23 protein-coding genes are annotated in these 24,429 nt (G+C 64.7%); 18 read left to right on the top strand and 5 right to left on the bottom strand.

The features are described from left to right. Positions 1-31 precede the first annotated feature (31 nt). Positions 32-1,447 (bottom strand): FAD-binding oxidoreductase, encoded by a 1,416-nt coding sequence (locus FIU81_RS04855; protein WP_124112371.1) that lies wholly within the window; start codon positions 1,445-1,447, stop codon positions 32-34. A gap of 118 nt (positions 1,448-1,565) precedes the next feature. On the opposite strand from FIU81_RS04855, the gene betC reads away from it, so the two are divergent. The 16 genes from betC to FIU81_RS04775 all read left to right on the top strand — a co-directional run bounded on the left by betC (position 1,566) and on the right by FIU81_RS04775 (position 20,878). Next, positions 1,566-3,074, top strand: coding sequence for a choline-sulfatase (gene betC / locus FIU81_RS04850; RefSeq protein ID WP_124112370.1), 1,509 nt, complete (start codon positions 1,566-1,568; stop codon positions 3,072-3,074). Between the two features lie 49 nt (positions 3,075-3,123). Next, positions 3,124-4,326 (top strand): BCCT family transporter, encoded by a 1,203-nt coding sequence (locus FIU81_RS04845; protein ID WP_216644278.1) that lies wholly within the window; start codon positions 3,124-3,126, stop codon positions 4,324-4,326. A gap of 54 nt (positions 4,327-4,380) precedes the next feature. Next, positions 4,381-5,832 carry a betaine-aldehyde dehydrogenase gene (gene betB, locus FIU81_RS04840; protein ID WP_124112369.1) on the top strand — a complete coding sequence of 484 codons (1,452 nt, stop codon included), beginning with the start codon at positions 4,381-4,383 and terminating at the stop codon, positions 5,830-5,832. 53 nt (positions 5,833-5,885) lie between these two features. Further along, positions 5,886-7,496 (top strand): choline dehydrogenase, encoded by a 1,611-nt coding sequence (gene betA, locus FIU81_RS04835; protein ID WP_124112470.1) that lies wholly within the window; start codon positions 5,886-5,888, stop codon positions 7,494-7,496. A gap of 121 nt (positions 7,497-7,617) precedes the next feature. Next, entirely contained in the window at positions 7,618-8,661 is a 1,044-nt protein-coding gene (locus tag FIU81_RS04830) for a C4-dicarboxylate TRAP transporter substrate-binding protein (RefSeq protein ID WP_124112368.1), read from the top strand. Between the two features lie 68 nt (positions 8,662-8,729). After that, positions 8,730-9,242 carry a TRAP transporter small permease gene (locus FIU81_RS04825; RefSeq protein WP_124112367.1) on the top strand — a complete coding sequence of 171 codons (513 nt, stop codon included), beginning with the start codon at positions 8,730-8,732 and terminating at the stop codon, positions 9,240-9,242. Beyond that, positions 9,242-10,579, top strand: a complete 1,338-nt coding sequence (locus FIU81_RS04820; protein WP_124112366.1) for a TRAP transporter large permease — start codon at positions 9,242-9,244, stop codon at positions 10,577-10,579. Before FIU81_RS04825 ends, FIU81_RS04820 begins: the two co-directional genes overlap by 1 nt. Next, positions 10,579-11,382, top strand: coding sequence for an IclR family transcriptional regulator (locus FIU81_RS04815; protein WP_124112365.1), 804 nt, complete (start codon positions 10,579-10,581; stop codon positions 11,380-11,382). Before FIU81_RS04820 ends, FIU81_RS04815 begins: the two co-directional genes overlap by 1 nt. A 7-nt stretch (positions 11,383-11,389) precedes the next feature. Next, entirely contained in the window at positions 11,390-13,459 is a 2,070-nt protein-coding gene (locus FIU81_RS04810) for a 3-hydroxyacyl-CoA dehydrogenase NAD-binding domain-containing protein (protein WP_124112364.1), read from the top strand. Further along, positions 13,456-14,634, top strand: coding sequence for an acetyl-CoA C-acyltransferase (locus tag FIU81_RS04805; protein ID WP_124112363.1), 1,179 nt, complete (start codon positions 13,456-13,458; stop codon positions 14,632-14,634). Before FIU81_RS04810 ends, FIU81_RS04805 begins: the two co-directional genes overlap by 4 nt. A gap of 12 nt (positions 14,635-14,646) precedes the next feature. Continuing rightward, positions 14,647-15,843 (top strand): acyl-CoA dehydrogenase family protein, encoded by a 1,197-nt coding sequence (locus tag FIU81_RS04800; protein WP_124112362.1) that lies wholly within the window; start codon positions 14,647-14,649, stop codon positions 15,841-15,843. A 3-nt stretch (positions 15,844-15,846) separates the two neighbouring features. Then, positions 15,847-16,971, top strand: a complete 1,125-nt coding sequence (locus tag FIU81_RS04795; protein ID WP_124112361.1) for an acyl-CoA dehydrogenase family protein — start codon at positions 15,847-15,849, stop codon at positions 16,969-16,971. Continuing rightward, positions 16,968-17,375 carry a PaaI family thioesterase gene (locus FIU81_RS04790; RefSeq protein ID WP_124112360.1) on the top strand — a complete coding sequence of 136 codons (408 nt, stop codon included), beginning with the start codon at positions 16,968-16,970 and terminating at the stop codon, positions 17,373-17,375. Before FIU81_RS04795 ends, FIU81_RS04790 begins: the two co-directional genes overlap by 4 nt. Next, positions 17,372-18,157, top strand: coding sequence for an oxepin-CoA hydrolase, alternative type (locus FIU81_RS04785; protein ID WP_124112359.1), 786 nt, complete (start codon positions 17,372-17,374; stop codon positions 18,155-18,157). Before FIU81_RS04790 ends, FIU81_RS04785 begins: the two co-directional genes overlap by 4 nt. Beyond that, complete coding sequence (locus tag FIU81_RS04780) at positions 18,154-19,653, top strand: class I adenylate-forming enzyme family protein (RefSeq protein WP_124112358.1); 1,500 nt, start codon at positions 18,154-18,156, stop codon at positions 19,651-19,653. The genes FIU81_RS04785 and FIU81_RS04780 overlap by 4 nt, the downstream gene beginning before the upstream one ends. Before the next feature lie 13 nt (positions 19,654-19,666). Then, entirely contained in the window at positions 19,667-20,878 is a 1,212-nt protein-coding gene (locus FIU81_RS04775; RefSeq protein WP_124112357.1) for an acyl-CoA dehydrogenase, read from the top strand. A 68-nt stretch (positions 20,879-20,946) separates the two neighbouring features. Here the strand turns inward: FIU81_RS04775 and ribD are convergent, their stop codons facing one another. Next, positions 20,947-22,020, bottom strand: coding sequence for a bifunctional diaminohydroxyphosphoribosylaminopyrimidine deaminase/5-amino-6-(5-phosphoribosylamino)uracil reductase RibD (gene ribD, locus FIU81_RS04770; RefSeq protein WP_124112469.1), 1,074 nt, complete (start codon positions 22,018-22,020; stop codon positions 20,947-20,949). Between the two features lie 14 nt (positions 22,021-22,034). After that, entirely contained in the window at positions 22,035-22,502 is a 468-nt protein-coding gene (nrdR, locus tag FIU81_RS04765; RefSeq protein ID WP_124112356.1) for a transcriptional regulator NrdR, read from the bottom strand. A gap of 148 nt (positions 22,503-22,650) precedes the next feature. Between nrdR and FIU81_RS04760 the strand changes: the two genes are divergently transcribed. Both FIU81_RS04760 and FIU81_RS04755 read left to right on the top strand, forming a co-directional pair. Then, complete coding sequence (locus FIU81_RS04760; protein WP_124112355.1) at positions 22,651-23,322, top strand: SDR family oxidoreductase; 672 nt, start codon at positions 22,651-22,653, stop codon at positions 23,320-23,322. A 63-nt stretch (positions 23,323-23,385) separates the two neighbouring features. Then, the gene (locus tag FIU81_RS04755) at positions 23,386-23,604 is read left to right on the top strand and encodes a dodecin family protein (protein ID WP_124112354.1); all 219 of its coding nucleotides are present in this window, start codon (positions 23,386-23,388) and stop codon (positions 23,602-23,604) included. Between the two features lie 37 nt (positions 23,605-23,641). Here the strand turns inward: FIU81_RS04755 and FIU81_RS04750 are convergent, their stop codons facing one another. Beyond that, positions 23,642-24,058, bottom strand: coding sequence for a secondary thiamine-phosphate synthase enzyme YjbQ (locus tag FIU81_RS04750; RefSeq protein WP_124112353.1), 417 nt, complete (start codon positions 24,056-24,058; stop codon positions 23,642-23,644). Continuing rightward, complete coding sequence (locus FIU81_RS04745; protein ID WP_124112352.1) at positions 24,055-24,423, bottom strand: hypothetical protein; 369 nt, start codon at positions 24,421-24,423, stop codon at positions 24,055-24,057. Before FIU81_RS04745 ends, FIU81_RS04750 begins: the two co-directional genes overlap by 4 nt. Positions 24,424-24,429: the final 6 nt, after the last annotated feature.

Raw genomic sequence — 24,429 nt, 5'->3', positions numbered from 1 at the left:
AGCGGCAACACCTATCGCCGCTTGGGATCGCCTAGCCCAAGATCGCGCCGGGGTTCATGATGCCATATGGGTCGAGCGCCCGTTTTACCGCCCGCATCGCGGCGATGGAGGCGGGGTCGCCCAGCCGCGCGAACTCTGCCGCGCGCAACCGTCCGATGCCATGTTCCGCACTGATCGCGCCGCCCATGTCGGTCACCAGATCGTGCAGGCGGGCGCTCAGGTCGTCCTTCAGCGCGGCGTATTCAGATCGGTCCCGCCCCTTGGCGGGGAAAAGGTTGTAGTGCAGGTTGCCGTCGCCCACGTGGCCGAAAATGTTGAACCGCAGGTCCGGCGCGATCTTGCGCAGCGCGGGGCGGCCGAGTTCGATCAACCGAGCCAGCTCAGACAGCGGCACAGACACATCGTGCGAGGCAATGGCCCCGACCGCGCGGTTCGCTTCGGGAATGCTTTCGCGCATCTCCCAAAACGCATCGCGCTGCGCTTCGGACTGGGCGAATACGCCATCGGTCACCAGTCCGTCCTCCATCGACCCTGCCGCGACCTCTTCCAGCGTGGCGTGCAGGTCGTCGGATGCGCCGCCGACCTCGACCAACACCGACCAATCTGGCGGCGCGGCGAAGGGTTGACGCACGGCGGGGTGGCTGGCGGCCAGCCAACGCAGACCGGTGCCGTCCATCAACTCGCAGCCCGTGACCTGATCGCCGACCCGGTCGCGCAATCGTGCCAGCAGGGTCAATGCCGCTTCGGGATCGCGGATCGCCAGAACGGCAGCGGCGACCACGCGCGGAATCGGAAACAGGCGCAGAGAGGCAGCTGTGATGATGCCCAGCGTGCCCTCTGCCCCGATCATCAGGTTGCGCAGGTCATACCCCATGTTCGACTTCCGTAGACGATGCGCGGTGTTCATCAAGCTGCTATCGGGCAGCACAGCTTCGATCCCCAGCGTCAGATCGCGCATCGCGCCGTAGCGCAGCACACCGGTGCCGCCGGCATTGGTGGACAGCAGGCCGCCGATCCGCGCCGAGCCTTTCGCGCCCAGCGACAGCGGGAACATCAGACCAGCGTTCTGCGCCAGATCGTGCAGTTCCGACAGGATCACGCCTGCCTCCACTGTTGCCACGCCCTCTTCCGGCCAAACGCCGCGCACGGCCCGCAGGCGGTGGGTCGACAGGGCCAGCGCGGGCACATCGGGCGACAACTGGCCGCCGACAAGCCCGGTCCAGCCACCGAAGGGGATCACGGGAACACGCGCCTCGGCACAGGCGCGGATGATCGTCTGCACCTCTGACACCGTTGCGGGGGCCGCCACCGCCTCTGCCGTGCCGCGGATCTGCTTGCGCAGCTCGCCGCGGTGGAAGTCTTCGGCCACCGAGACTGTGCCGTCCGGCAACATCGCCGCCAGCCGGTCCACGAACGCGCCGCTTGCCGGGTTCAGGTTCTGGGTCATCGCCACCTCCACCGCCTACAGAACCAGAGCGCGCCGCGAGGTGCCAGAGGCCGCGCGCGCTGGACGACCGACACATCACAGGGCACACCGAAGCGACGCAGAGAACCCAGAGGTCCCAATGACGCAGCCCAACATCCTGATCCTGATGGTCGACCAGCTGAACGGCACGCTGTTCCCGGACGGTCCTGCCGATTTCCTGCACCTGCCGAACCTGAAGCGATTGGCCGCGAAGTCCGTGCGCTTCGCAAACAGTTACACCGGCTCGCCCCTGTGCGCGCCCGCCCGCGCGGCCTTCATGTCGGGCGCCCTGCCCTCTCGCACCGGCGTCTACGACAACGCGGCAGAGTTCCGGTCCAGTTTGCCCACATACGCCCACTTCCTGCGCCGCGCGGGCTACCAGACCTGCCTGTCGGGCAAGATGCACTTCGTCGGCCCGGATCAGTTGCACGGGTTCGAGGAACGGCTGACCACCGACGTCTACCCCGCCGATTTCGGCTGGACGCCCGACTACCGCAAGCCGGGCGAGCGGATCGACTGGTGGTATCACAATATGGGCTCTGTCACGGGTGCCGGCGTGGCAGAGATCACCAACCAGTTGGAGTACGACGACGAGGTCGCCTATCACGCCAACCGAAAGCTCTACGACTACGCGCGCGGCCATGATGACAGGCCCTGGTGCCTGACCGTCAGCTTCACGCATCCGCACGATCCATATGTCGCACGCAAGAAATACTGGGACCTCTACGAGGATTGCGAACACCTGCTGCCCGACGTCCCGGCGATGGATTACGAGGACCACGACGCCCACTCAAAGCGCATCTTCGACGCGAACGACTGGCGGTCCTTCGACATCACGGAAGAAGACATCCGACGCTCACGCCGGGCCTATTTCGCCAACCTCTCCTACCTCGACGACAAGATCGGAGAGCTGTTGCACACGTTGGACGCCACGCGGCAGGAAGCGATCATCCTGTTCGTGTCGGATCACGGCGACATGCTGGGCGAGCGGGGCCTGTGGTTCAAGATGAGCTTCCTCGAAGGCTCCGCCCGGGTGCCGATGATGCTTTGCGCACCGGGGCTAGAGCCGAGGCGGATCGAGACACCGGTGTCCACCATCGACGTGACGCCGACACTGTGCGACCTGGCGGGCGTGTCGATGGAAGAGATCATGCCGTGGACCGACGGGCAAAGCCTGCTGCCCACGGCGAAAGGCGAACCGCGCGAGGCTCCGGTGCGGATCGAATACGCGGCCGAAGCCTCTGACGCGCCGCTCGTCTGCCTGCGGCAGGGGCGCTACAAGTTCACACGCTGCGCGCTGGACCCCGAACAGCTGTTCGACCTGGTCGCCGATCCGCACGAGTTGACGAACCTCGCGACCGATCCCGCCCATGCCGAGGCTCTGACCCATTTCCGCAATCTTGCCGATACGACTTGGGATCTTGATCGTTTCGACGCCGACGTGCGCGAAAGTCAGGCACGCCGCTGGGTCGTCTATGAAGCACTACGCAAGGGCGGCTACTACCCGTGGGATTTCCAGCCTCTTCAGCGTGCCTCGGAGCGGTATATGCGCAATCATATGGATTTGAACGTGCTAGAAGAAAATCAGCGATTCCCCCGTGGGGAATAACCCGTGATCCCAGCGCCCTTTCGGGCGGCCCTACTTCAGGACGATACAGATGCTAACGACGATTCTTTCCTTCGGGATCATCATGGCCTTCGGGCTGGTGATCTTCATCACCATCAAATGGTGGAACCTGCGGCTGACCGGGACCGATCCGGTGTCGCTGCTGGTGTTCATTTCGATCCTGTTCACATCCGGGCTGGACGTGGGCCTTGTCATGTTCCCGGTCGCCTTCGATTTCCCGCTGTATGCCGATACGGAAACCTATCCGACTTTCGCCTTCACCAACCCGTTGGCGATCGAATTCGGGATGTGGGGGTTCCTGATCTGGGCCTTCTACTTCCTGACGGGCTTTTATTTCTGCGTGATAGAGCCGCGCGTGCGCTTCTTCGAGATCCCGGTCGTGAAAACCGTCAACAACATCGTCATCATCGCGACCTGCGCCTTCACCGGCTCCTTGTTCCTGCAATACCTACCGTTCTACATGCCCATGGTCGGCGACGGCGAAAGCATCATCCCGCTGTTCTACGTGATCACCTTCTTGATCATCTGCGCGGCGGCCTACAGCTCGACGAACATCAAGTTCGTGAAGATGCTGTCGGTCGCGTCGTCGGGGCTGTTCGTCGCTTTGATCCTGCTGGCATGGCTGGTCAGCGGCGCGGGAGTCGGTGGCTTCCTTGGCAATCTGTCGCTGATCGGCGGCTACTTCACCAACATCCACCACTTCGTGCTGCCCATGGGGGACGGCGCGGGCTACCACGCCTTCTTCCTGTTCTGGTGGTTCGCTTGGTCGATCATGATCGGCCAGTTCACGTCGCGCTTCGTGGGCGGCCTGAAGACCCAGCACTTCCTGCTGGCGCTGCTGGTGATCCCGTCCATCCCGCTCGCGATCTGGTTCTCGGTTCTGTACCACTTCTACGTGGAATCGATCCCGTTGGGTCCGCTGATGAACTGGGCGATGATCACCGTGGGCGTGATCTTCGTGGTCAACTCGTTCGACTCGCTGATCCGGCTGTACACCGACAACCTGAACCTCACGACCGACCGTCTGGGCCTTCTGCCCTATCTGGCGCTGAACGTCGGGATGCTGTCGGTGCTGACCTACGCGTTCAGCTCAGGCTGGCTGAAGATCGACTGGATCGGCGCGATCGTCGTGGGGATCATGGCTGCGGCGGTGCTGTATATTCTGGCCCGCCATCGCCGCACGGTGGCCGAAATCGACGACATGCCCCGCGGTCAATCCATGCCCGCCGAGTGAACCGATACCCTGTCCGAGCGTTCGGGCAGGGCATTATCTTTCGGGACAATACAAATGCAGACCCAACCGACGGCCAGCCACTACATCGACGGCGCCTATGCTGACGATAGCGAAGGTGCCGCCTTCGACAGCCTCTATCCCTACACTGGCGCGCCCATCGCCACGCTGCACGACGCCACGCCGGCAATCATCGACGCGGCCATCGCGGCGGCCGCGCGGACGCAGATGGAATGGGCGGCCCTTCCGGGCGTCGAGCGCGGACGCGTACTGCGCCGGGCCGCCGACATCTTGCGCGCGCAAAACCGTGAGCTGTCGGAGCTGGAGACCTACGACACCGGCAAGCCCCTGCAGGAAACGCTGGTCGCGGATGCCGCCAGTGGAGCGGACGCGCTGGAGTATTTCGGCGGCATCGCGTCCAGCATCGGCGGCGAGCACGTGCAACTGGGCGACGACTTCTTCTACACGCGCCGCGAGCCCTTGGGCGTCTGCGTCGGTATCGGTGCCTGGAACTACCCTATCCAGATCGCCTGCTGGAAGGCCGCGCCCGCCTTGGCCTGCGGCAACGCGATGGTGTTCAAACCGTCCGAGAGGACGCCCCTGTCGGCGCTGAAACTGGCGGAAATCCTGACCGAAGCGGGCGCACCGCCGGGCTTGTTCAACGTGGTACAGGGGCGCGGATCGGTCGGCGCAGCGCTGATCGAAGACCCGCGCGTCGCCAAGGTCTCGCTGACGGGTTCGGTGCCGACGGGCCGCAAGGTCTATGCCAGCGCCGCCGAAGGGATGCGGCACGTGACGATGGAGCTGGGCGGCAAGTCCCCTATCCTGATCTTCGACGACGCCGATCTGGAGGCTGCCGTGGGCGGAGCGATCAACGGCAACTTCTATTCCTCTGGCCAGATCTGCTCGAACGGCACGCGGGTCTTCGTGCAGACGGACATGAAAGAGCCGTTCCTTGACCGCCTGACCGAACGCCTTGGCGGCGTCGTCATGGGCGACCCGATGGATGAGGCGACGAACTTCGGCCCCATGACCACGGGACGCCAGATGCAGATCGTTCTGGACTATATCGAGACAGCGCAGGCCGAAGGCGCGCGGCTTGTCACCGGCGGCAAGCGCGCCGACCGCGACGGCTGGTTCATCGAGCCGACGGTTTTTGCCGATGTCACCGACGACATGACCATCGCCCGCGAAGAGATCTTTGGCCCCGTCATGTCCGTCCTGTCCTTCAAGACGGAAGAGGAAGCCATCGCCCGCGCCAACGACACCGCGTTCGGCCTGTCTGCGGGCGTGTTCACCCGCGATCTGGCGCGCGGACACCGGATCGCCGGGACTTTGCAGGCGGGCACCTGTTGGATCAACACCTACAACCTGACGCCGGTAGAGATGCCGTTCGGCGGCGTGAAGATGTCCGGCCTTGGCCGCGAGAACAGCCGAGAGGCCATCGCGCATTGGTCCCAGGTCAAATCCGTCTACGTCGGCGCGGGTACCGTGGAGGCTCCGTTTTGAGCGCGCCGGTATCCGATTACGTCATCGTCGGCGCAGGCTCCGCCGGGTGCGCGATGGCCTACCGCCTGTCAGAGGCGGGCGCGTCCGTGACTGTCATCGAGCATGGCGGCACCGACATGGGACCGTTCATCCAGATGCCCGGCGCGCTGAGCTTTCCGATGAACATGAAGCGCTATGACTGGGGTTTTTCCAGCCAGCCGGAACATCACATGCAGGGCCGCACCATGGCCGTGCCGCGCGGCAAGGTGATCGGGGGATCGTCCTCTATCAACGGGATGGTCTACGTGCGCGGCCACGCTCGCGATTTCGATACCTGGGAAAAAATGGGGGCGACCGGCTGGAGCTTTGCCGACGTGCTGCCCTACTACAAGCGGATGGAAAACTGGCACTCCGGCGGCCACGGCGGCGACCCCGCGTGGCGGGGTAACGGCGGCCCACTGCACGTCAGCCGGGCGACGCGTGAGAACCCGTTGGTCGATACCTTCGTGCGCGCGGGCGTGGAAGCGGGCTACCCCGAAACGCTCGACTACAACGGCGCGCAGCAAGAGGGCTTCGGCCCGATGGAGGCGACGATCTGGAAGGGCCGCCGCTGGTCCGCCGCGAACGCCTACCTGCGGCCCGCATTGAAACGTGCCAACTGCACGTTGGTGAACGCACTCGCGCAGCGTGTGGTGATGGAAGACGGGCGCGCGGTGGGGGTCGAGGTTTCACGCAAAGGCAAGACGGAGGTGATTCGCGCGGGCAAGGAGGTGCTGCTGGCGGCGTCCTCGATCAATTCCCCCAAGCTGCTGATGCTGTCGGGGATCGGGCCTGCGGATCATCTGACTGCCCATGGAATCAAACCGATCGCCGACCGTCCCGGCGTTGGGGCGAACCTGCAGGACCATCTGGAAGTCTACGTTCAGATGGCGTCCAGCAAGCCCATCACGCTGTATCGCTACTGGAATCTGCTGGGCAAAGCCTACGTGGGCGCGCGCTGGTTGCTGACCGGAACCGGCCCCGGCGCGTCCAACCAGTTCGAAAGCTGCGCCTTCATCCGGTCTGCCCCCGGTATCGATTATCCCGATATCCAGATGCATTTCCTGCCCATCGCCGTGCGCTACGACGGGCGCGCCGCATCCGAGGGGCACGGATTTCAGGCCCACGTCGGCCCCATGCGCAGCAAGTCGCGCGGCACGGTGAGACTGTCATCGAGTGATCCGTCGGACGCGCCCGATATCCGCTTCAACTACATGAGCCACCCCGACGACTGGACAGAGTTCCGCGCCGCGATCCGCCACACGCGCGAGGTCTTCGGCGCGAAGGTCTTCGACGACTACGTGCGGCACGAAATCCAGCCGGGCGCGGATATGCAGAGCGATGCGCAGATCGACGCCTTCGTCGCCGAACATGCCGAAAGCGCCTACCACCCCTGCGGTACCTGCCGGATGGGCGCAGCGGATGATCCCGATGCCGTCGTCGATCCCGAAGGGCGCGTGATCGGTGTGGAAGGGCTACGCGTCTGCGACAGCTCGATCTTTCCGCAGATCACAAACGGCAACCTGAACGCACCGTCGATCATGGTGGGCGAGAAGCTGTCGGACCATATCCTGGGCCGCCGCCCCCTGCCCCGTGACGACTCCGCCCCGTGGATGCACTCGGATTGGCAAGCGGAACAACGCTGAGGCGATCACGTTTTACGTGCAAGTCGAAGAACGAGGTTGCCAACACGCACATCTCCGTTACGTTCCACTTATCGAAATGCAATTCCACATAGCAGAATTGCAACCGATTGGGAGGAACGACATGAAACATCTGCTCACCACGGCAGCCCTGTCCTTGACGCTTGGCGCAGGCGCGGCTTTCGCACAGACCACGCTTTTCTTCGGAGAGGCCGGCCCGAACCGAGGCGCGCGCGCCGAGGCAATCCAGTATTTCGTCGATCAGGTCGATGAGATCTCTGGTGGCGACCTGACATTCGACGTCCAGTGGGGCGGCGCGCTGTTCAAGGCCGGAGCGGCCCGCAGCGGCATCGCCGACGGCATCGCGGACGCGGGCACCATCATCGGCGTCTATTTCCCGCAAGAGATGGCCGCCTACGGCATCGCAGACCTGCCCATCGACAACCCCGATCCTTGGGTTGGCATGAAAGCCACCGACGAACTGATGCGCAACAACGAAGCGATCCAGCAGAACCTTGCGGATCAGAACCTTGTCTACATTGGCACGTTCACGACCTCTGCCGTGCATATCGGTTGCAAGGGCACGTCCATCGCGTCCGTCGCGGATATCGCGGGCAAGAAGGTGCGTGGCGTAGGCGCCTACGGCAAGGCCTTCGCCGATAGCGGCGCCAACCTCGTGTCCATGTCGATCTACGATGCCTATCAGGGCCTGGACTCAGGTCTGATCGACTGCACGCAAGGCTACAGCTACGTGGTTCCCGCGCTACAGTGGCAGGAGGTGATCGACAGCTACACTCTTATGAACTGGGGTCAGGTCGGCGCGCTGGGCGTCTTCATGAACAAGGACATGTTCGACAGCCTTTCCGAAGAGCAGCAGAACGTACTGATGCAGGCCGGTGAAAGCGTTCCCGATGAGCTGGGCCGCATCCTGTCCACCGACAATGACGCCGCCGTTGAGATGATGCGCGAGCAGGGTATCGAAATCATCGAACTGCCCGAAGAAGAGCGCGCGAAGCTGGTCGAGACCGGCGCGACCTACATCGACGCGTGGAAAGAGACCGCCAACGGTATCGGCCTCGACGGTGAGGCGCTGCTGACCGAGTATCGCGGCCTGATCGACCAATACACCGCCGAGCGTGACGAACAGGGCTACCCCTGGGAGCGTTAAGCGATCCGGGTCCGCGCCTCATCGCGCGGATCCTTTTTTCCCCTTCCTGACCTGACCGGAGTCGCGCGATGCTGCGTCGGATCGAACGTTTGCTACTGGACCTTGCCGCTGCGGCCATCGTGGCACTGGGCCTGCTGATTACCGTCAGCGTCGTGCTGCGGATCACGGTAAACTCGGGAATCCCGGACACTGTGGTCATGGTCGCCGAACTCATGGTCGCCGCAATCCTTCTGCCATTGGCCGCCACCGTCGCCGCGCGCGCCAACATCGTGGTCGAGGTGCTGAGTCAACACTTCCCGATGCGCGTGCAGGACCTGCTCGTGATCCTTGGCGGCATCATCGGCCTGCTGGCCTTGATCCCGCTGATCTGGGCGGGCTGGAAAGAGGCCGTCACCGCCATCGAAAGCGGCAGCTTTTTCTTCGGGCAGTTGAACCTGCCGAAATGGCCAGGCCGCGTTCTGTTCCTGATTGGCGTCGTGCTGTGCTGGGTGCGGCTCGCGGTGCAGGTCGTTGAAGACATCCGCACGGTTTCAAGCGGCGCACACATCGAAACGGAAAATCAAGCGATGGAAGAAGTCTGATGGACGGCACGATCATCGGCATTGTCGCATTCCTGTCCGTCATCGGGCTGCTTGCGATCCGCGTTCCCATCGCCTTCGCCTTGGCGGGCGTGGCGACCGTGGGGGCCTTCGTCGTCTTCGCCTTCCGCACCGGGGCCTTCGCGCCCGAGCGCGCCTATCGGCCGACATCCTCGCTGGTATTCTCCAATTCCTTCGACCTAATCCACAGCTACGACCTGTCGATGATCCCGCTGTTCGTCGCGCTTGGTCACATCGCCTACCGGGCAGAGATTACAACCGCGATCTACCACGCCGCCCGTGTGTGGCTGGCGAAGATCCCCGGTGGCGTTGCCATGGCATCGGTCGTCGGCTGCGGCGGGTTCTCGGCCATCTCCGGCTCGTCCATCGCCTGCGCGTCCACCATGGGTCGGATCTGCTCGCCCGAAATGCTGTCGATGGGCTACGACAAACGCCTGGCGACCGCATCCGTCGCCGCGGGCGGCACATTGGGGTCGCTGATCCCGCCATCGGTGCTGTTCATTATCTATGGCATCTTCACCGAAACCTCGATTTCGGCGCTGTTCCTCGCGGGCATCCTGCCGGGCATCCTGTCGCTGATGGGTTTCATTCTAGTGATTTGGATCTGGGTCCGTCAGAAGCCTGGCGACGCTCCGGCCTACACCGGCGAGATCACCCGCCGCGACAAGCTGAACGCCGCTGTCGCCGCCTGGCCTGCCGCTGCGCTGTTCGTCGTGATCGTCGGCGGCATCTACGGTGGCTTCTTCACCGCGACAGAGGCCGCGGCGATTTCCGTCGCTTTGGTCACACTGACCGGTTTCGCACAAGGCAAGCTGACTCTGGCGTCCTTCTGGGCCGCGCTGCGAGAGACCGCGATCCAGACGACCTCGATCTTCTTCATCGCTGCCGCCGCCAAGATTTTCGTGGCCTTCATCGCCCTGACCGGCGTGGCGCCAGATATCGTGAACGCGGTCACGAATGCAGAGCCGAACGTCATCGTGCTGATGGCCGCCATCGCGTTGATCTACCTGGCGCTCGGCATGTTTCTGGACCCCATCGGGATCATGGTGCTGACCCTGCCGCTGATGGTACCCTTGGTGGAAAGCTACGGGCTGGACCTGATCTGGTTCGGCGTCGTGGTCATCAAGCTGCTGGAGATCGGACTGATCACGCCGCCGGTGGGGCTAAATGTCTTCGTCATCAGTTCCGTGGTGGGCAAGGACGTGCCAATCGACCGCATCTTTTCCGGTCTGATCCGCTTCCTGTCCATCGACGTGATCGTGCTGATAATTATCATGGCGGTGCCCGCGCTGTCGCTTCTCATACCGTATTCGATGTGATGAACGACCTGAGCCCAAATGACCGGCGCTTCGCCACGACCCTTGCACGGGGGCTTTCAGTCCTGCGCGCGTTCCGGCCGTCCGATGATGGGCTTGGCAACGCAGAGATCGCAGAGCGCACGGGCCTGCCGAAAAGCACCGTGTCGCGTCTGACCTATACGCTGCACAGCCTGGGCTACCTGACGCATGCGCGCTTCGGCGACCGCTATCGCCCCGGCCCCGCGCTGTTGGCGCTGGGTAACGTGGCATCGGCGTCCATCGGGTTCACGGAAGTCGCCGGGCCGATCATGCAGCGGCTGGCGGACGAGACGCGGACGCTGGCGTTGTTGGCAGTCCGCGACCGGGACCGGCTGTTGCTGACGAAGGTATGGCGTCCCACGGGCGTGTCCTCGATCTGGCTGGACGTCGGCGCGCGGGTGCCGTTCCGGGGATCCTCGTCGGGCACCTGTTTCCTTGCCGCGCTCGACGATGCCGCCCTGCCCGGCGTGGTGGTCGACGCGGGGCGCGACCGCGACCTGACGAAAGCCCACGCCGACCGTATCCGCGCCGATGGCTACGCCCAACTCACCAAGCGCGGCTTCGCGATCTGCCCACCTGCCGACTACTTCGCGGCTAATATCCATGCCGTATCGTCGCCATTCCACCCCCGCGACATGGCAGAGCCGGTGGTCTTCACCTGCGGCGCGCTGCCTGCCGACCTGCCCGAAAGCCGGATGGTCGCCGAAGTTGGCCCTGCCCTGCGCGCGGCTGTCGCGACACTCGAAACCACGCTGGGCCAATCGCCCACCCCGATCAGACGTTGAGGTAAAGATGACCAATCCCGTTCGATACGAGACCGAAGGCCAGATCGCCGTCATCACGGTGAACAACCCGCCGGTGAACGCGCTGGGACACGCCGTGCGGCAGGGCCTGATGGACGCCGCCAACCGCTTTGCCGGGGATGACGCCGCGCAGATCGCCGTGATCGTCGGCGCGGGGCGACTGTTTCTGGGCGGCGCGGATATCTCAGAGTTCGGCAAGACCCCGCAGGACCCGATCCTGCCCGATGTGATCGACCGGATCGAAGCGCTGGAAAAGCCCGTCGTCGCCGCCATCCACGGTGCTGCGCTTGGTGGCGGGCTAGAGGTCGCTCTGGGCTGCCACTACCGCGTTGCACTGAAAGGCGCGAAGATCGGGCTGCCGGAAGTGGGCCTTGGCATTCTGCCGGGCGCGGGCGGCACGCAACGCACGCCGCGCCTGACGGGAGTGGAAGACGCGCTGGACCTGATCGTCAGCGGCAAGCCGGTGGACGCGACGCGCGCGCAGGTTATCGGTCTTGTGGACCGGATGGTCGAAGGGGACGATGCCAGGATCGCCGGTCTCGCCTACGCGGGCGAACTTCTGGAAATGGGCGCGACCGCGCGGCCTGTCTCGGACATGGACGTGCCCAGCAGCGAACTGGACTGGGAGGCGCGCGACGCCGATCTGGAGCGGAAGTTTCCCGGTCAGGTCGCCCAGCGCCACGCCGCGAAGGCGGTGCGCGCGGCCACGCAGTTGCCATTCGCCGAAGGTCGCAAGGAAGAGCGGCGGCTGTTCATGGAACTGATGGAGACACCCCAGCGTGACGGTCTGATCCACGCGTTTTTCCTAGAGCGGAAGGTGTCGAACCTGCCCGAGCTGCAGGGCGTCGAGCCGCGCCCCATAAAGGCCATCGGCGTTATCGGCGGCGGCACCATGGGGTCGGGCATAGCGACCGCCGCCTTGCTGGCGGGCCTGCCGGTGACACTTGTCGAAACGAGCGTAGAGGCCGCATCCAAGGCCGACGCGACCATCGCCAAGAACCTCGACGGGGCCGTGAAGCGCGGCAAGATGACCGAGGCCAAGCGCGCTGCCGCCGACCTGACGACGACCACCGATTACGAAGCGCTGAGTGAGGCCGACGTCGTGATCGAAGCGGTGTTCGAGTCCATGGACGTCAAACATCAGGTCTTCGACCAGTTGGACCGCGTGATGAAAGACGGCGCGGTGCTGGCGACGAACACAAGTTATCTGGACGTGACAAAGATTGCAGGGGCCACCAAACGACCCCAAGACGTGATCGGTCTGCACTTCTTCTCGCCCGCACATGTGATGAAGCTGCTGGAGGTCGTGGTGCCCGAACGCACTGCCCCAGAGGTGACCGCCACCGCGTTCAGGCTGGCGAAGACGTTGGGCAAGACCGCCGTACGCTCTGGCGTCTGCGACGGATTCATCGGCAACCGGATGCTGTCTCACTACCGCTCGGCGGCGGATGAGATGATCTTGCAGGGGGCCTCTCCCTACCAGATCGACGCGGCGCTGGAACGGTTCGGTTTTGCCATGGGACCGAGCAAAGTCGCCGATCTGGCGGGCCTCGACATCGGAAGCATGACCCGTGACCGCAAGGGCCGCGACCTGCCCGGCATCGTGAACCCCGACTGGGCCGACGCGCTGGTCGAGAATGGCGACAAGGGCCGCAAGACCGGTAAGGGCTTCTACGTCTACGGCGACGACATGGCCGAGAACCCGGACGTGCAAGCCCACATCGACGCCGCTCGTGAGAAGGCGGGCATTACCGCGCGCGACTTCACCGACACCGAGATCGTCGAGCGTTACATGGCCGCGATGATCAACGAAGGGGCGCGCATCGTGGACGAAGGCATCGCCCAGCGTCCGCTCGACGTGGATGCGGTGAAACTTTTCGGCTACGGCTTTCCCCGCTATCGCGGCGGGCCGATGAAATACGCCGATCAGGTGGGCCTATCGACGATCCGCGACCGGATCACCCGCTATGCCAAAGACAACCCCACATTCTGGAGCGTCGCGCCAATGCTGGACACGCTAGCCGACCGCGACGGTAAATTCGAGGAGCTGAACCAATGAGTGACGACGCCGTCATCGTATCCGTCGCCCGCACGCCGATCGGCAAGGCCCATCGCGGGGCGTTCAACGCCACGCATGGCGTCGATCTGGCGGGCCACGCGACACACCACGCGGTCGAGCGCGCGGGCATCGACCCTGCCCTGATAGAGGACTCGATCTGGGGCTGTGGCTATCCGCAAGGCTCGACGGGGCGCAACATCGCGCGGCAGGCCGTAATCCGGGCCGGACTGCCGGTCAGCATCGCAGGCACCACCGTGAACCGCTTTTGCGCGAGCGGATTGCAGGCCATCGCGATGGGCGGGCACATGATCGGTCAGGAAGGCGCGAAGGCGGTTCTGGTGGGCGGCGTCGAGTCGATCTCGACCGTGCAGCCGCCCCCCGACGAAAGCCCCAACGACTGGATCATGGAGCATAAGCCGGACCTGTATCTGCCGATGATCGACACCGCCGACATTGTGGCCGAGCGTTACGGCATCAGCCGGGAGGCGCAGGACGAGCTGGGCTACCAGTCCCAGATGCGCACCGCCGAGGGCCAGAAGGCAGGCCGTTTCGACGCCGAACTGGCCGGGATCAAGACGACGAAGGCCGTGAAGGACAAGGAGACCGGCGAGGTCACCCACCAAGAAGTCACGCTGGAGATGGACGAATGCAACCGTCCCTCCACAACGCTGGAGGCGCTGCAAGGGCTGCAACCCGTGCGGGGCGAGGGCAAGTTCATCACCGCCGGCAACGCCAGCCAGCTGTCGGATGGCGCCGCCGCACTCGTGATGATGTCCCGCAAAGAAGCCGAGAAGGCCGGGCTTGAACCGCTGGGCGCATTCCGGGGCTTTGCCGTCGGCGGGTGCGAACCGGATGAGATGGGTATCGGCCCTGTCTACGCAGTGCCGCGCCTGCTGGAGCGCGCGGGTCTAAAGGTGTCCGACATCGACCTGTGGGAGCTGAACGAGGCCTTCGCCTCGCAGCTGATCTACTGCCGCGACACCCTGGGCATCGACAACGATATCCTGAACGTCGACGGCGGCTCTATCGCCGTGGGCCATCCCTTCGGCATGACCGGCGCGCGGATGACCGGCCATATCCTGCACGAAGGCCGTCGTCGCGGCGCCAAGCTGGGCGTCGTCACCATGTGTATCGGCGGCGGCCAGGGTGCCGCCGGCCTGCTTGAAATCTACTAGGGAGTTGAGAAGATGGACCTGAGCTATTCCGACGACCACGAAGCATTCCGCACCGAACTGCGCACGTTTCTGGACGAGCGCTTGCCCAAAACGCTGGCCGACAAAGTGCGGCTGGGCAAGCGGCTGATCAAGGAAGACCACGAACAGTGGCACGCGATCCTACAGGAAAAGAATTGGCACGCGGGGCACTGGCCCAAGGAGCACGGCGGCGCGGGCTGGGATGCCGTGCAGCGCCATATCTTCGAGGAAGAAACCACCAAAGCCCACGCCCCCCGCATCGTGCCCTTCGGCGTTGCGATGCTGGGGCCCGTGCTCATGGCCTTCGGCAATGACGAACAGAAGGCCTACTGGATGCCGCGCATCCTGTCGGGCGAGGATTGGTGGTGCCAGGGCTACTCCGAGCCGGGAGCCGGGTCCGACCTTGCGTCACTGAAGTGCGAGGCCAAGCGCGAGGGCGACCACTACATCGTCAACGGCCAGAAGACTTGGACGACCTTGGCGCAGTACGCCGATCACATCTTCTGCCTTGTGCGCACCTCGAAAGAGGGCAAGCGACAGGAAGGCATCAGCTTTTTGCTCATCGACATGAACGATCCGGGCGTCGAGGTGAAACCCATCGTCTTGATCGACGGCGAAGCCGAGGTGAACGAGGTCTGGTTCACCGATGTGAAGGTGCCGGTCGAGAACCTTGTGGGCGAGGAAAACAAGGGCTGGACCATCGCGAAATACCTGCTGACCCATGAGCGCACCAATATCGCGGGCGTCGGTTTCGCGTCAGAGGCGCTATCCAACCTGCGCCGCATCGCGGGGCTGGAGATGCAAGACGGCAAGCCGCTGATCGAGGACGCGCTCTTCGCCGCAGAGATCGCCAAGCTGGAGATCGCGCTGATGGCCATGGCCACGACGAACCTGCGCGTAGTCTCTGCCGCCGCGGAAGGTCAGGCGCCGGGGGTGGAATCATCGATGCTCAAGATCAAGGGCACCCAGATCCGGCAAGAGATCAACAACCTGACCCGCGCCGCCTGCGGCCCCTACGCGATGCCCTTCGTGTCGGAAGCGCTGGAACCGGGATCGAACATCGACACGGTCGGCCCCGACTACGCGATGCCGTCGACGGCGGAGTATTTCAACAACCGCAAACTCTCGATCTACGGCGGATCGAACGAAGTGCAGCGGCAGATCATCGCCAAGACGATGCTGGAGGTCTGAGCCATGAACTTTGAACATACCGAAGAACGGACCATGCTGTCCGACGGTCTGCGTCGCCTGTTGGGCGATGTGACCGACCTGAAGGCTTTGGCGCGCGGCGACTACGGCTGGTCCACGGATGCGTGGGAAAAACTGGCCGAAATGGGCGTGATCGGCGCGCTGTTCAGCGAAGAGGACGGCGGCTTCGGCGGCGCGGGCTTCGACCTGATGGTGACGTTCGAAGAAATGGGTCGCGCCGGTGCGCCCGAACCGTTGCTGGAGGTCGTGCTGGCCGGCGGTTTGATCGCCGCCCTTGGTGCCGACAGCCAGAAAGAGGCCATTGAGGCGATCATCGCGGGCACCACGCAGGTCGCCTTTGCCCACGGCGAGCCGGGATCGCGCTACGATCTGGCGCGGGTGTCCACCCAAGCTGAAAAGACGGACGACGGCTGGAAACTCTCGGGCCGCAAGTCGGTCGTCACGAATGGTGCGGAAGCCGACCTGCTGGTCGTTTCGGCGCGCACCAGCGGCGAGGTCGGGGATACCGACGGTATCTCTTTGTTCCTCGTGCCGAAGGGCACCGATGGCTTGGACCTCCGAGACTATCCGCTCGCCGGTGGCGGACGCGGCGCAGAGATCGAGATGACGGACGTGACGCTTCCCGCCGATGCCCTGCTGGGGGAAGAAGGCAAAGCGTTTGAGGCCATCGAGACCGCCAACGCCCGTGCCACCTGCGCGCTCTGTGCCGAAGCGCTGGGGTTGATGGAAACGGCGAAGAAGCTGACAATGGATTATCTTGGCCAGCGCAACCAGTTCGGCCAGCCCATCGGCCGTTTTCAGGCGTTGCAGTTCCGCATGGCTGACATGATCGTCGAGGTCGAGCAGGCACGCTCTGCCGTCATCAACCTTGCCGGCCATCTGGATGACGACCGCAAGGACCGCGAAATCCACGTCTCGGCCACCAAGCAGCTGGTCGGGCAGACGGTGAAGATGGTGGTGGAAGAGTCGATACAGATGCACGGCGGCATCGGCATGACCATGGAATACGACCTTGGCCACTTCGCCCGCCGCGCCACGATGACAGAGCATCGCTTGGGCGACGCTCTGTATCACCTTGGCCGTTTCTCCCGGCTGCGCGGGGCGGCATGAGTGATGGCGTGATCATCGACGAGACCGGCACCCAGCGCACGTTGGGCTACGTGCTCGACGTGTCGGGCGGCGACGGGCGCGCGCGTTGCCGCCTGACACTGGACGAGCGGCACACCAACCGCCACGGCGCGTTCCATGGCGGCTTGGCGGCGGTGATGCTGGACAATGCGATGGGGGCGACGGGGTCGCTGTCGGTCGATGACAGCGGCCTTCATCCGATGGTGACGCTGTCGCTGACGACGCAATTCCTGGCTTCTGCCGAGCCGGGCGACGAGTTGGTCGCCGAGGGTTGGCTGACCGGCGGTGGCTACAAGACGAAATTCATCGACGGTCGCATCACGCGTTCGGACGGGACGATCATCGCCACCGGCACGGGCGTGTTCAAACCAAGGTCGAAGCGATGAGCGCCCGGATCGACACCGGCGACCATGCGGTGATCGTGTGGAACTGCAATGCCGCCAAGCGCAACGCGCTGACGCCCGAATACTACGCGGCGGTGATAGAGGCCTGCGCCGCGGCCAATGCGGACGGCACCGTCGGCGCGGTGATCCTTGCGGGCGAAGGCGACTTCTTCTGCGCGGGCGGCGACCTGAATACGCTGGCCACCCGCGCCGAATTGCCCAAGCGCGAGCGGGCCGCGAAGATTGATGCCCTGCACGACGTGATCCGCGCCATCCGCGACTGCCCCTGCCCCGTGATCGCCGCCGTCGAAGGCGGCGCGGCGGGCGCTGGTTGGTCGCTGGCCGCCGCCTGCGACGTGCTGATCGCCGCCGAAGGAACTACGTTTTCGGCGGCTTACGTGAAGGCGGGCCTTGTGCCCGACGGCGGTCTGACCCACGCGCTCGCCCGCGCCCTGCCAGTGGCCACACTTATGCCCCTGCTTCTGACCGGAGCACCCATCACCGCCGAACGCCTGTTCGCGCTGGGCGCTGTCAGCCAGCTGTGCGCACCGGGCGACGCCGTGTCCGAGTCCCGCAAGATGGCGCACGCGTTGGGCCACGGCCCACGTGAGGCGCAGGTGCGGATCAAACGGCTGGCCCAATCCGCCCGCGACGCAACGCTCGACGATCAACTCGACGCAGAGCGTGATGCCATGGCCCGCGCGCAAGGCGGGCCGGAAGCGGTAGAGGGTATCTCTGCCTTCATGGAGAAACGCACCCCCAAGTTCGGAGGTCTGCGCGCATGACCCCCATCCATGACCATATCGACCGCCACGCGAAGGAGCGTCCCGATGCCCCTGCCCTGCGGGATTCGAACGGGATCACGTGGGATTGGGCCGCCTACCAAGATGCGACGTTGGAGGCTGCCGAACTCCTGGAAAGCAACGGCGCAGGCCCCGGCGACCGGATCATGCTGGTCGCAGAGAATTGCGCCGCGATTGCAGCCGTGCACTTCGCCGCAAGTCGCATCGGTGCGATCACCGTGCCCGTCAACGCGCGGATGTCCGGACCGGAGCTGGAGCGCATCGCCGCACACGCATCCCCACGCGTCACGATCTACACCACCGACGCGTCACCCGATGCGGGGAAACATGGCGAAGCGGCGGGCGCCAAGACGCTGACCACCGGCTTCGGCACCGTCATGCTGGCCACGGATCCGAATGCCCGCCGCGAAGAGGCCAGCGACGTCGCGCTGATCCTCTACACCACCGGCACCACGGGCGATCCGAAGGGCGTCATGCTGACGCACGGCAACCTGAACTTCGCCGGTGACGCCTCTGCCACCCTGCGCGCCATGGGCCCGTCAGAACGTCTATATGGCGCGCTGCCGCTGACGCATGTGTTCGGCATGGCCTCTATGCTGACCGCCGGCGCGGTCGCGGGCGCAGAAGTGGAACTGGAAGCGCGGTTCTCGCCCGCAAAGCTGCTCGCCGCCTTGCAAGGTGGCGCGACGATCCTGCCGGCGGTGCCGCAGATGCACGCTGTGCTGATGGCGCACACCGCCGAACAGGGGATCGACACGCTGCAAGATGCGCCCCTGCGCTACGTTTCCAGCGGTGCCGCCCCGCTCGATCCGGCATGGAAGCGCAAGGCAGAGGCGTTCTACGGCCTTCCCCTGCAGAACGGCTACGGCATGACGGAATCCACCGCCGGAGTCTGCGCGACGCAGAACGCCATCGGCGACCCGGACACCAGCGTCGGGCCGCCCTTGCCGGGGGTCGAAATCCGTATCGACGGGCCCGACGCCGCCGGTGTGGGCGAAATCCAGACACGGGGCCCGCATGTAATGAAGGGCTACTACCGCGCACCGGACCAGACCGCAGAGACGCTGGACGCGGACGGATGGCTGTCCACCGGCGATCTTGGCCAGATCGACGCGCAAAGCCGCTTGCATGTGGTGGGGCGCAAGAAAGAACTGATCATCCGATCCGGCTTCAACGTCTACCCGCCAGAGGTCGAGGCCGCCTTGAACGATCATCCCAACGTCGTACAATCCGCCGTCGTGGGCCGGATGCGCAACGGCAACGAAGATGTGCTGGCGTTCGTCGTGCCCACCGCAGCTGGCGTCGATCCGCGCGATTTGACCGATTTCACGGCAGCCACGTTGTCTGCATATAAAAGGCCGACAGCCATCTTCGTGGTGGATGCCCTGCCCGCCGCCGCCACGGGCAAGATACTGAAGCACAAGATACTGACGGCCTTCGCCGACAAGATCGCGGCGCATGACGCCAAAACCGCCTGATAAGGAGACTGACATGCCCAAGGACACCCAGGGACACGGACCCGAGCTTGGAAGCTTTGACTGGGCCGACCCGATGCTGCTGGAAACCCAGCTGACGGAAGACGAGCGTATGCTGCGCGACGCCGCACGCCAGTTTGCGCAGGACGTTCTGCAACCGCGCGTCCGTGAGGCCTACAGCAACGAGACCGCAGCGCCAGAGCTGTTCCCGATGATGGGCGAAGCGGGCCTGCTGGGCGTGACCGTGCCAGAGGAATACGGCGGGCTGGGCGCGAACTACGTGACGTATGGACTTGTCGCGCGCGAGGTCGAGCGCGTGGATTCGGGCTACCGCTCGATGATGTCGGTGCAGTCGAGCCTCGTGATGTATCCGATCCACGCCTATGGGTCGGAAGAGCAGAAGCAGAAATATCTGCCCGGCCTTGCCAGTGGTGAGTTGATCGGCTGCTTCGGCCTGACCGAACCCGACGCCGGGTCCGATCCCGCTGGCATGAAGACCGTCGCGAAGAAGACTGTCGATGGCTACGTGATCAACGGCGCGAAGATGTGGATTTCGAACTCGCCCTTCGCCGATGTTTTCGTGGTGTGGGCGAAGTCCGAAGCGCATGACAACAAGATTCGGGGCTTCGTGCTGGAAAAGGGGATGGACGGGCTAAGCGCGCCGAAGATCGGCGGTAAGCTGTCCTTGCGCGCTTCGACCACGGGCGAGATCGTGATGAAGGACGTTCACGTCGGTGAAGACGCGCTGCTGCCGAACGTGCAGGGCCTGAAGGGTCCGTTCGGCTGCCTGAACCGCGCGCGCTACGGCATTTCCTGGGGTGCGATGGGCGCGGCTGAAGCCTGCTGGCACGCCGCGCGGTCCTACGGGTTGGAGCGTAAGCAGTTCGACAAGCCGCTGGCCGGAACGCAGCTGTTCCAGAAAAAGCTGGCGGACATGCAGACCGAGATTACGCTGGGGCTGAACGGGTCTTTGCGCCTTGGTCGCATGATCGACGACGGCACCGCTGCGCCCGAGCTGATCAGCCTGATGAAGCGCAACAACTGCGGCAAGGCCTTGGACATCGCTCGCGTCTCGCGTGACATGCACGGCGGCAACGGGATTTCCGAGGAATATCCGGTGATGCGCCACATGATCAATCTGGAGACGGTGAACACCTATGAGGGCACGCACGACGTGCACGCCCTGATCCTGGGCCGGTCGCAAACGGGGCTGCAGGCGTTCTTTTAAGCTGTGGTTGGTGGGGCGCTGCCCCCGCCGCTGCGCGGCTCCCCCGAGGTATTTGGGGAACGATGAAGTCAGGGGCGGCGCGACCAGTGTGAGACGATGTCCGCCCCGATCCGTCGAGTGTCGTGTAGCTCGAAGCGTTGCGCCTGGTTCAGTGCGTCGATGCCAAGGGCGGCGATCGCGGGTTGGCCTTCGGCCCCGAGCATCACGCCAGCCTGAAATGTGACGAGCCGATCCACGAGGTCTGCGTGCATGAGTGACCCGGCCAGGCTGCCGCCGCCTTCGCAGAAGATTCGCGTCATGCCCTCTTCACCGAGGGTTGCAAGCATGGATGCAGGGTCGAGGTGGCCCTTGATGACCGGGATCGGGATGCAGCGTGCGCCTTGTTCGGTCCATGCCGCGATGCGGGTTGGGTCGGCCTCTGACCCGTGCAACAGCCACAAGGGAGCATCGGGAACGGAGACCCACAGCGCACCATCCATCGGCAAGTCGAGCTTGCGGGCCGCGATGATGCGGATGGGTTGGCGCACCGGGCCGAAGTCGCGCACCGTCAGGCGCGGATCGTCGGCGCGCGCGGTGCCGCCGCCGACCAGCACGGCGTCATGGGTCAGCCGCATGCCATGCACCGCGCGACGCGCGTCCGGCCCGGTGATCCACTGGCTTTCGCCGCTGGCGGTGGCGATGCGTCCGTCGAGCGACGTGGCCAGTTTCAGCGTCACCATGGGCCGGTTTCGTGTAACCCGCGTCAGGAAACCAATTTGGTCATGACCCGCCTCTGCACTGCCGACGCCTTCGACCACTTCTACCCCGGCCGCGCGCAACATCGCGTGACCGCGACCGGCGACGCGGGGGTCCGGGTCTTCAAGCGCGGTGACCACGCGGACGACACCAGCGGCGATGAGCGCTTCGGCGCAAGGAGGCGTTCGACCGTGGTGGGCGCAGGGTTCAAGGCTGACGTAGGCGGTCGCCCCCCTTGCGGCGCTTCCAGCCTGTGCAATGGCAACGACTTCAGCGTGCGGGCGGCCTCCGGGTTGGGTCCAGCCCCGGCCAACGACGCGACCATCGCGGGTGATCACGCAGCCAACAGCAGGGTTTGGCCAGGTTGCGCCCTGGCCGCGCCGTCCCAGTGCCAGCGCGTGGGCCATGTGGCCCGCGTCACTCACCCTTCGGGCTTGGCGGTCGGGCGCAACTCGCTGACGAACTTGTCAAAATCGTCGGCGGCCTGGAAGTTCTTGTAGACACTGGCAAAGCGCACGAAGGCGACCGTGTCGATCCGGGCGAGGCTTTCCATGACGATCTCACCGATGACCTTCGACTGAATGTCGGTCTCTCCCATCGATTCCAACCGCCGGATGATGCCCGAGACCATCTGATCGACGCGCTCGGGCTCTACCGGACGCTTCTGCATTGAGATGCGGACCGAGCGTTCCAGCTTGTCGCGGTCGAAATCCTCGCGCCGTCCGTTGGTCTTCACGACGACCAGATCGCGCAGTTGCACACGCTCATAGGTGGTGAAGCGACCGCCGCAGGCCGGGCACAGGCGCCGCCGTCGGATCGCGACGTGATCTTCGGCGGGACGCGAGTCCTTCACCTGGGTGTCCACGTTTCCGCAAAACGGGCAGCGCATCGGTCGGTCCTCGGTCAGTCTGGTGGATGACGCTCTGACCATAGCGACCGGCCCCAGCGATGGGTAGCACGAAAAGCCCTGCCCCAAGATACGGGGTGAACCGATGCAGCCGCACCACGTTGGGCTGCGAAATCACAGGAGATGACCCATGCCAAAGACGCTTTTCATCACCGGCGCGAGTTCCGGCATCGGAGCGGCGACCGCGCGCGCCGCCGCCAAGGCGGGCTGGAACGTGGCGCTGTTCGCGCGCTCTGCCGACAAGCTGGAGGCACTGGCGGCCGATATCGGGTCACAGGCGATGGCCCTGCCCGGTGACGCCACCAATCTGGGCGAGTTGGAGCACGCGGTGGCCCAAGCCGCCAGCCAGTTCGGCGGGATAGATGCCGCCTTCGCCAACGCAGGGCGCGGTATGTCGAAGGCGGGCACGGTGGAGGGCGACGAGGCCGACATCGAAGGCATGATCGCGCTGAACGTGACCGGCCTGCTCTGGACAGCGCGCACCGTTCTGCCGGAGCTGAAGAAGACCAAGGGCACCTTGGTGCTGACCGGATCGGCGGCGGGGCGCATGCATATCAGCGGGTCGATCTACGGCGCGACAAAGTGGTTCGTACACGGCTACGCAGGCAATATGGCCGATGAGATGCGCGAATGGGGCGGACGCTGCACCGTGATCGCGCCGGGGATGGTGGACACCGCGTTCTTCGACGAAGGCAAGCCCGACAAGTTGCAGCCCGAGGATGTGGCGGACGCCGTTATGCACGCGATCCAAGCCGATCCACGCGCGGCGGTGCGCGAAATCTTCCTGATGCCGCAGAACTAGAGCGGCTCGGGGCCGTTGGACAAGGTGTCACACCCCCGTGGCCACCAACCCAAGGACGTAACCATGACCATCGCCCGCGTTACCGAAATCTCTGCCGTCTCCGAGACCAGCTTCGACGATGCCGTCGCAAAGGGCATCGAACGGTCCGCCAAGACCCTGCGCAATGTCAAAAGCGCTTGGGTCAAAGAGCAGAGCGTGACCGTCGAGAACGGAAAGGTCGCACAGTATCAGGTGAACCTGATGGTGACCTTCATTCTGGACGACGACGCGAACCTCGCCTGATCCGAACGCCCCGCGGCCCCATGTGCGGGGCCTGGCGCTAGGCCGGGATGAACATCGCGGCGACTGTCCGATCATGGGGCGCGTCGCGGTGTTCCCACAGGTAGATGCCCTGCCACGTGCCTAACTGCATCCGACCTCCCACCACAGGGATCGACAGTGATACCGGCAGATGCGCGGCCTTGATGTGGGCCGGCATGTCATCCGGCCCTTCGGAACGGTGGCGCAGGTAGCGCATGTCCGGCTCATCGGCGCGCGGCACCAGCCGCTCGATCCACGCCATCAGATCGCGCTGAACGTCGGGATCGGCGTTTTCTTGGATCAACAACGAACAGGACGTGTGCCGCACGAACAGTGTCAGAATGCCATCATCGCCCGATAGCTGCCCGGCGACCTGATCCGTAATCTCGTAGAGGCCCGGACCGTTGGTCGCGATATGCAAGACGGTGCTGGTCACCGGTCGAACAGCCGCTCGTTGCAGAACGTGCGGGCGTAGGCGGCGTTCAGGCTCTTGCCGCCCTGTACGCGCAGCAAACCTGTGGCCGTCGCGCGATTGGGGTCGAAGCCGAAGCGGATACCCTCGCCCTGCTGACGGACCGGCGCATCGTAGCGGTAGATGTCGGTGCTGGTCGGCAGACCGAGTTCGCGGATCACGTAATCTCCGGCAGCGCACCAGAAATGGCGGGCACCGGACTGGCCGCGCCACGGGATGTAGAAGGTCGCATTGTCCACCGGCTCGACGGTCAGGCCGTTCTCTGCCCGGAAGGCAGCGGCGGGGGAAGCCGCCGCAAAGGCAGCAACGATCAACAGGGAGCGGAGCATGGCATG

The sequence above is a fragment of the Palleronia sp. THAF1 genome (assembly GCF_009363795.1).
Taxonomy (GTDB): domain Bacteria; phylum Pseudomonadota; class Alphaproteobacteria; order Rhodobacterales; family Rhodobacteraceae; genus Palleronia.
Note: the sequence above shows the minus strand (reverse complement) of the source record. Positions and strands in the feature narration are given on the sequence as shown.

Bases quoted from the DNA above. Each gene is read 5' to 3' on its own strand.
- FIU81_RS04855 (WP_124112371.1), bottom strand. From the start codon at position 1,447: ATGACCCAGAACCTGAACCCGGCAAGCGGCGCGTTCGTGGACCGGCTG.
- betC (WP_124112370.1), top strand. From the start codon at position 1,566: ATGACGCAGCCCAACATCCTGATCCTGATGGTCGACCAGCTGAACGGC.
- FIU81_RS04845 (WP_216644278.1), top strand. From the start codon at position 3,124: ATGCTAACGACGATTCTTTCCTTCGGGATCATCATGGCCTTCGGGCTG.
- betB (WP_124112369.1), top strand. From the start codon at position 4,381: ATGCAGACCCAACCGACGGCCAGCCACTACATCGACGGCGCCTATGCT.
- betA (WP_124112470.1), top strand. From the start codon at position 5,886: ATGGCCTACCGCCTGTCAGAGGCGGGCGCGTCCGTGACTGTCATCGAG.
- FIU81_RS04830 (WP_124112368.1), top strand. From the start codon at position 7,618: ATGAAACATCTGCTCACCACGGCAGCCCTGTCCTTGACGCTTGGCGCA.
- FIU81_RS04825 (WP_124112367.1), top strand. From the start codon at position 8,730: ATGCTGCGTCGGATCGAACGTTTGCTACTGGACCTTGCCGCTGCGGCC.
- FIU81_RS04820 (WP_124112366.1), top strand. From the start codon at position 9,242: ATGGACGGCACGATCATCGGCATTGTCGCATTCCTGTCCGTCATCGGG.
- FIU81_RS04815 (WP_124112365.1), top strand. From the start codon at position 10,579: ATGAACGACCTGAGCCCAAATGACCGGCGCTTCGCCACGACCCTTGCA.
- FIU81_RS04810 (WP_124112364.1), top strand. From the start codon at position 11,390: ATGACCAATCCCGTTCGATACGAGACCGAAGGCCAGATCGCCGTCATC.
- FIU81_RS04805 (WP_124112363.1), top strand. From the start codon at position 13,456: ATGAGTGACGACGCCGTCATCGTATCCGTCGCCCGCACGCCGATCGGC.
- FIU81_RS04800 (WP_124112362.1), top strand. From the start codon at position 14,647: ATGGACCTGAGCTATTCCGACGACCACGAAGCATTCCGCACCGAACTG.
- FIU81_RS04795 (WP_124112361.1), top strand. From the start codon at position 15,847: ATGAACTTTGAACATACCGAAGAACGGACCATGCTGTCCGACGGTCTG.
- FIU81_RS04790 (WP_124112360.1), top strand. From the start codon at position 16,968: ATGAGTGATGGCGTGATCATCGACGAGACCGGCACCCAGCGCACGTTG.
- FIU81_RS04785 (WP_124112359.1), top strand. From the start codon at position 17,372: ATGAGCGCCCGGATCGACACCGGCGACCATGCGGTGATCGTGTGGAAC.
- FIU81_RS04780 (WP_124112358.1), top strand. From the start codon at position 18,154: ATGACCCCCATCCATGACCATATCGACCGCCACGCGAAGGAGCGTCCC.
- FIU81_RS04775 (WP_124112357.1), top strand. From the start codon at position 19,667: ATGCCCAAGGACACCCAGGGACACGGACCCGAGCTTGGAAGCTTTGAC.
- ribD (WP_124112469.1), bottom strand. From the start codon at position 22,020: ATGGCCCACGCGCTGGCACTGGGACGGCGCGGCCAGGGCGCAACCTGG.
- nrdR (WP_124112356.1), bottom strand. From the start codon at position 22,502: ATGCGCTGCCCGTTTTGCGGAAACGTGGACACCCAGGTGAAGGACTCG.
- FIU81_RS04760 (WP_124112355.1), top strand. From the start codon at position 22,651: ATGCCAAAGACGCTTTTCATCACCGGCGCGAGTTCCGGCATCGGAGCG.
- FIU81_RS04755 (WP_124112354.1), top strand. From the start codon at position 23,386: ATGACCATCGCCCGCGTTACCGAAATCTCTGCCGTCTCCGAGACCAGC.
- FIU81_RS04745 (WP_124112352.1), bottom strand. From the start codon at position 24,423: ATGCTCCGCTCCCTGTTGATCGTTGCTGCCTTTGCGGCGGCTTCCCCC.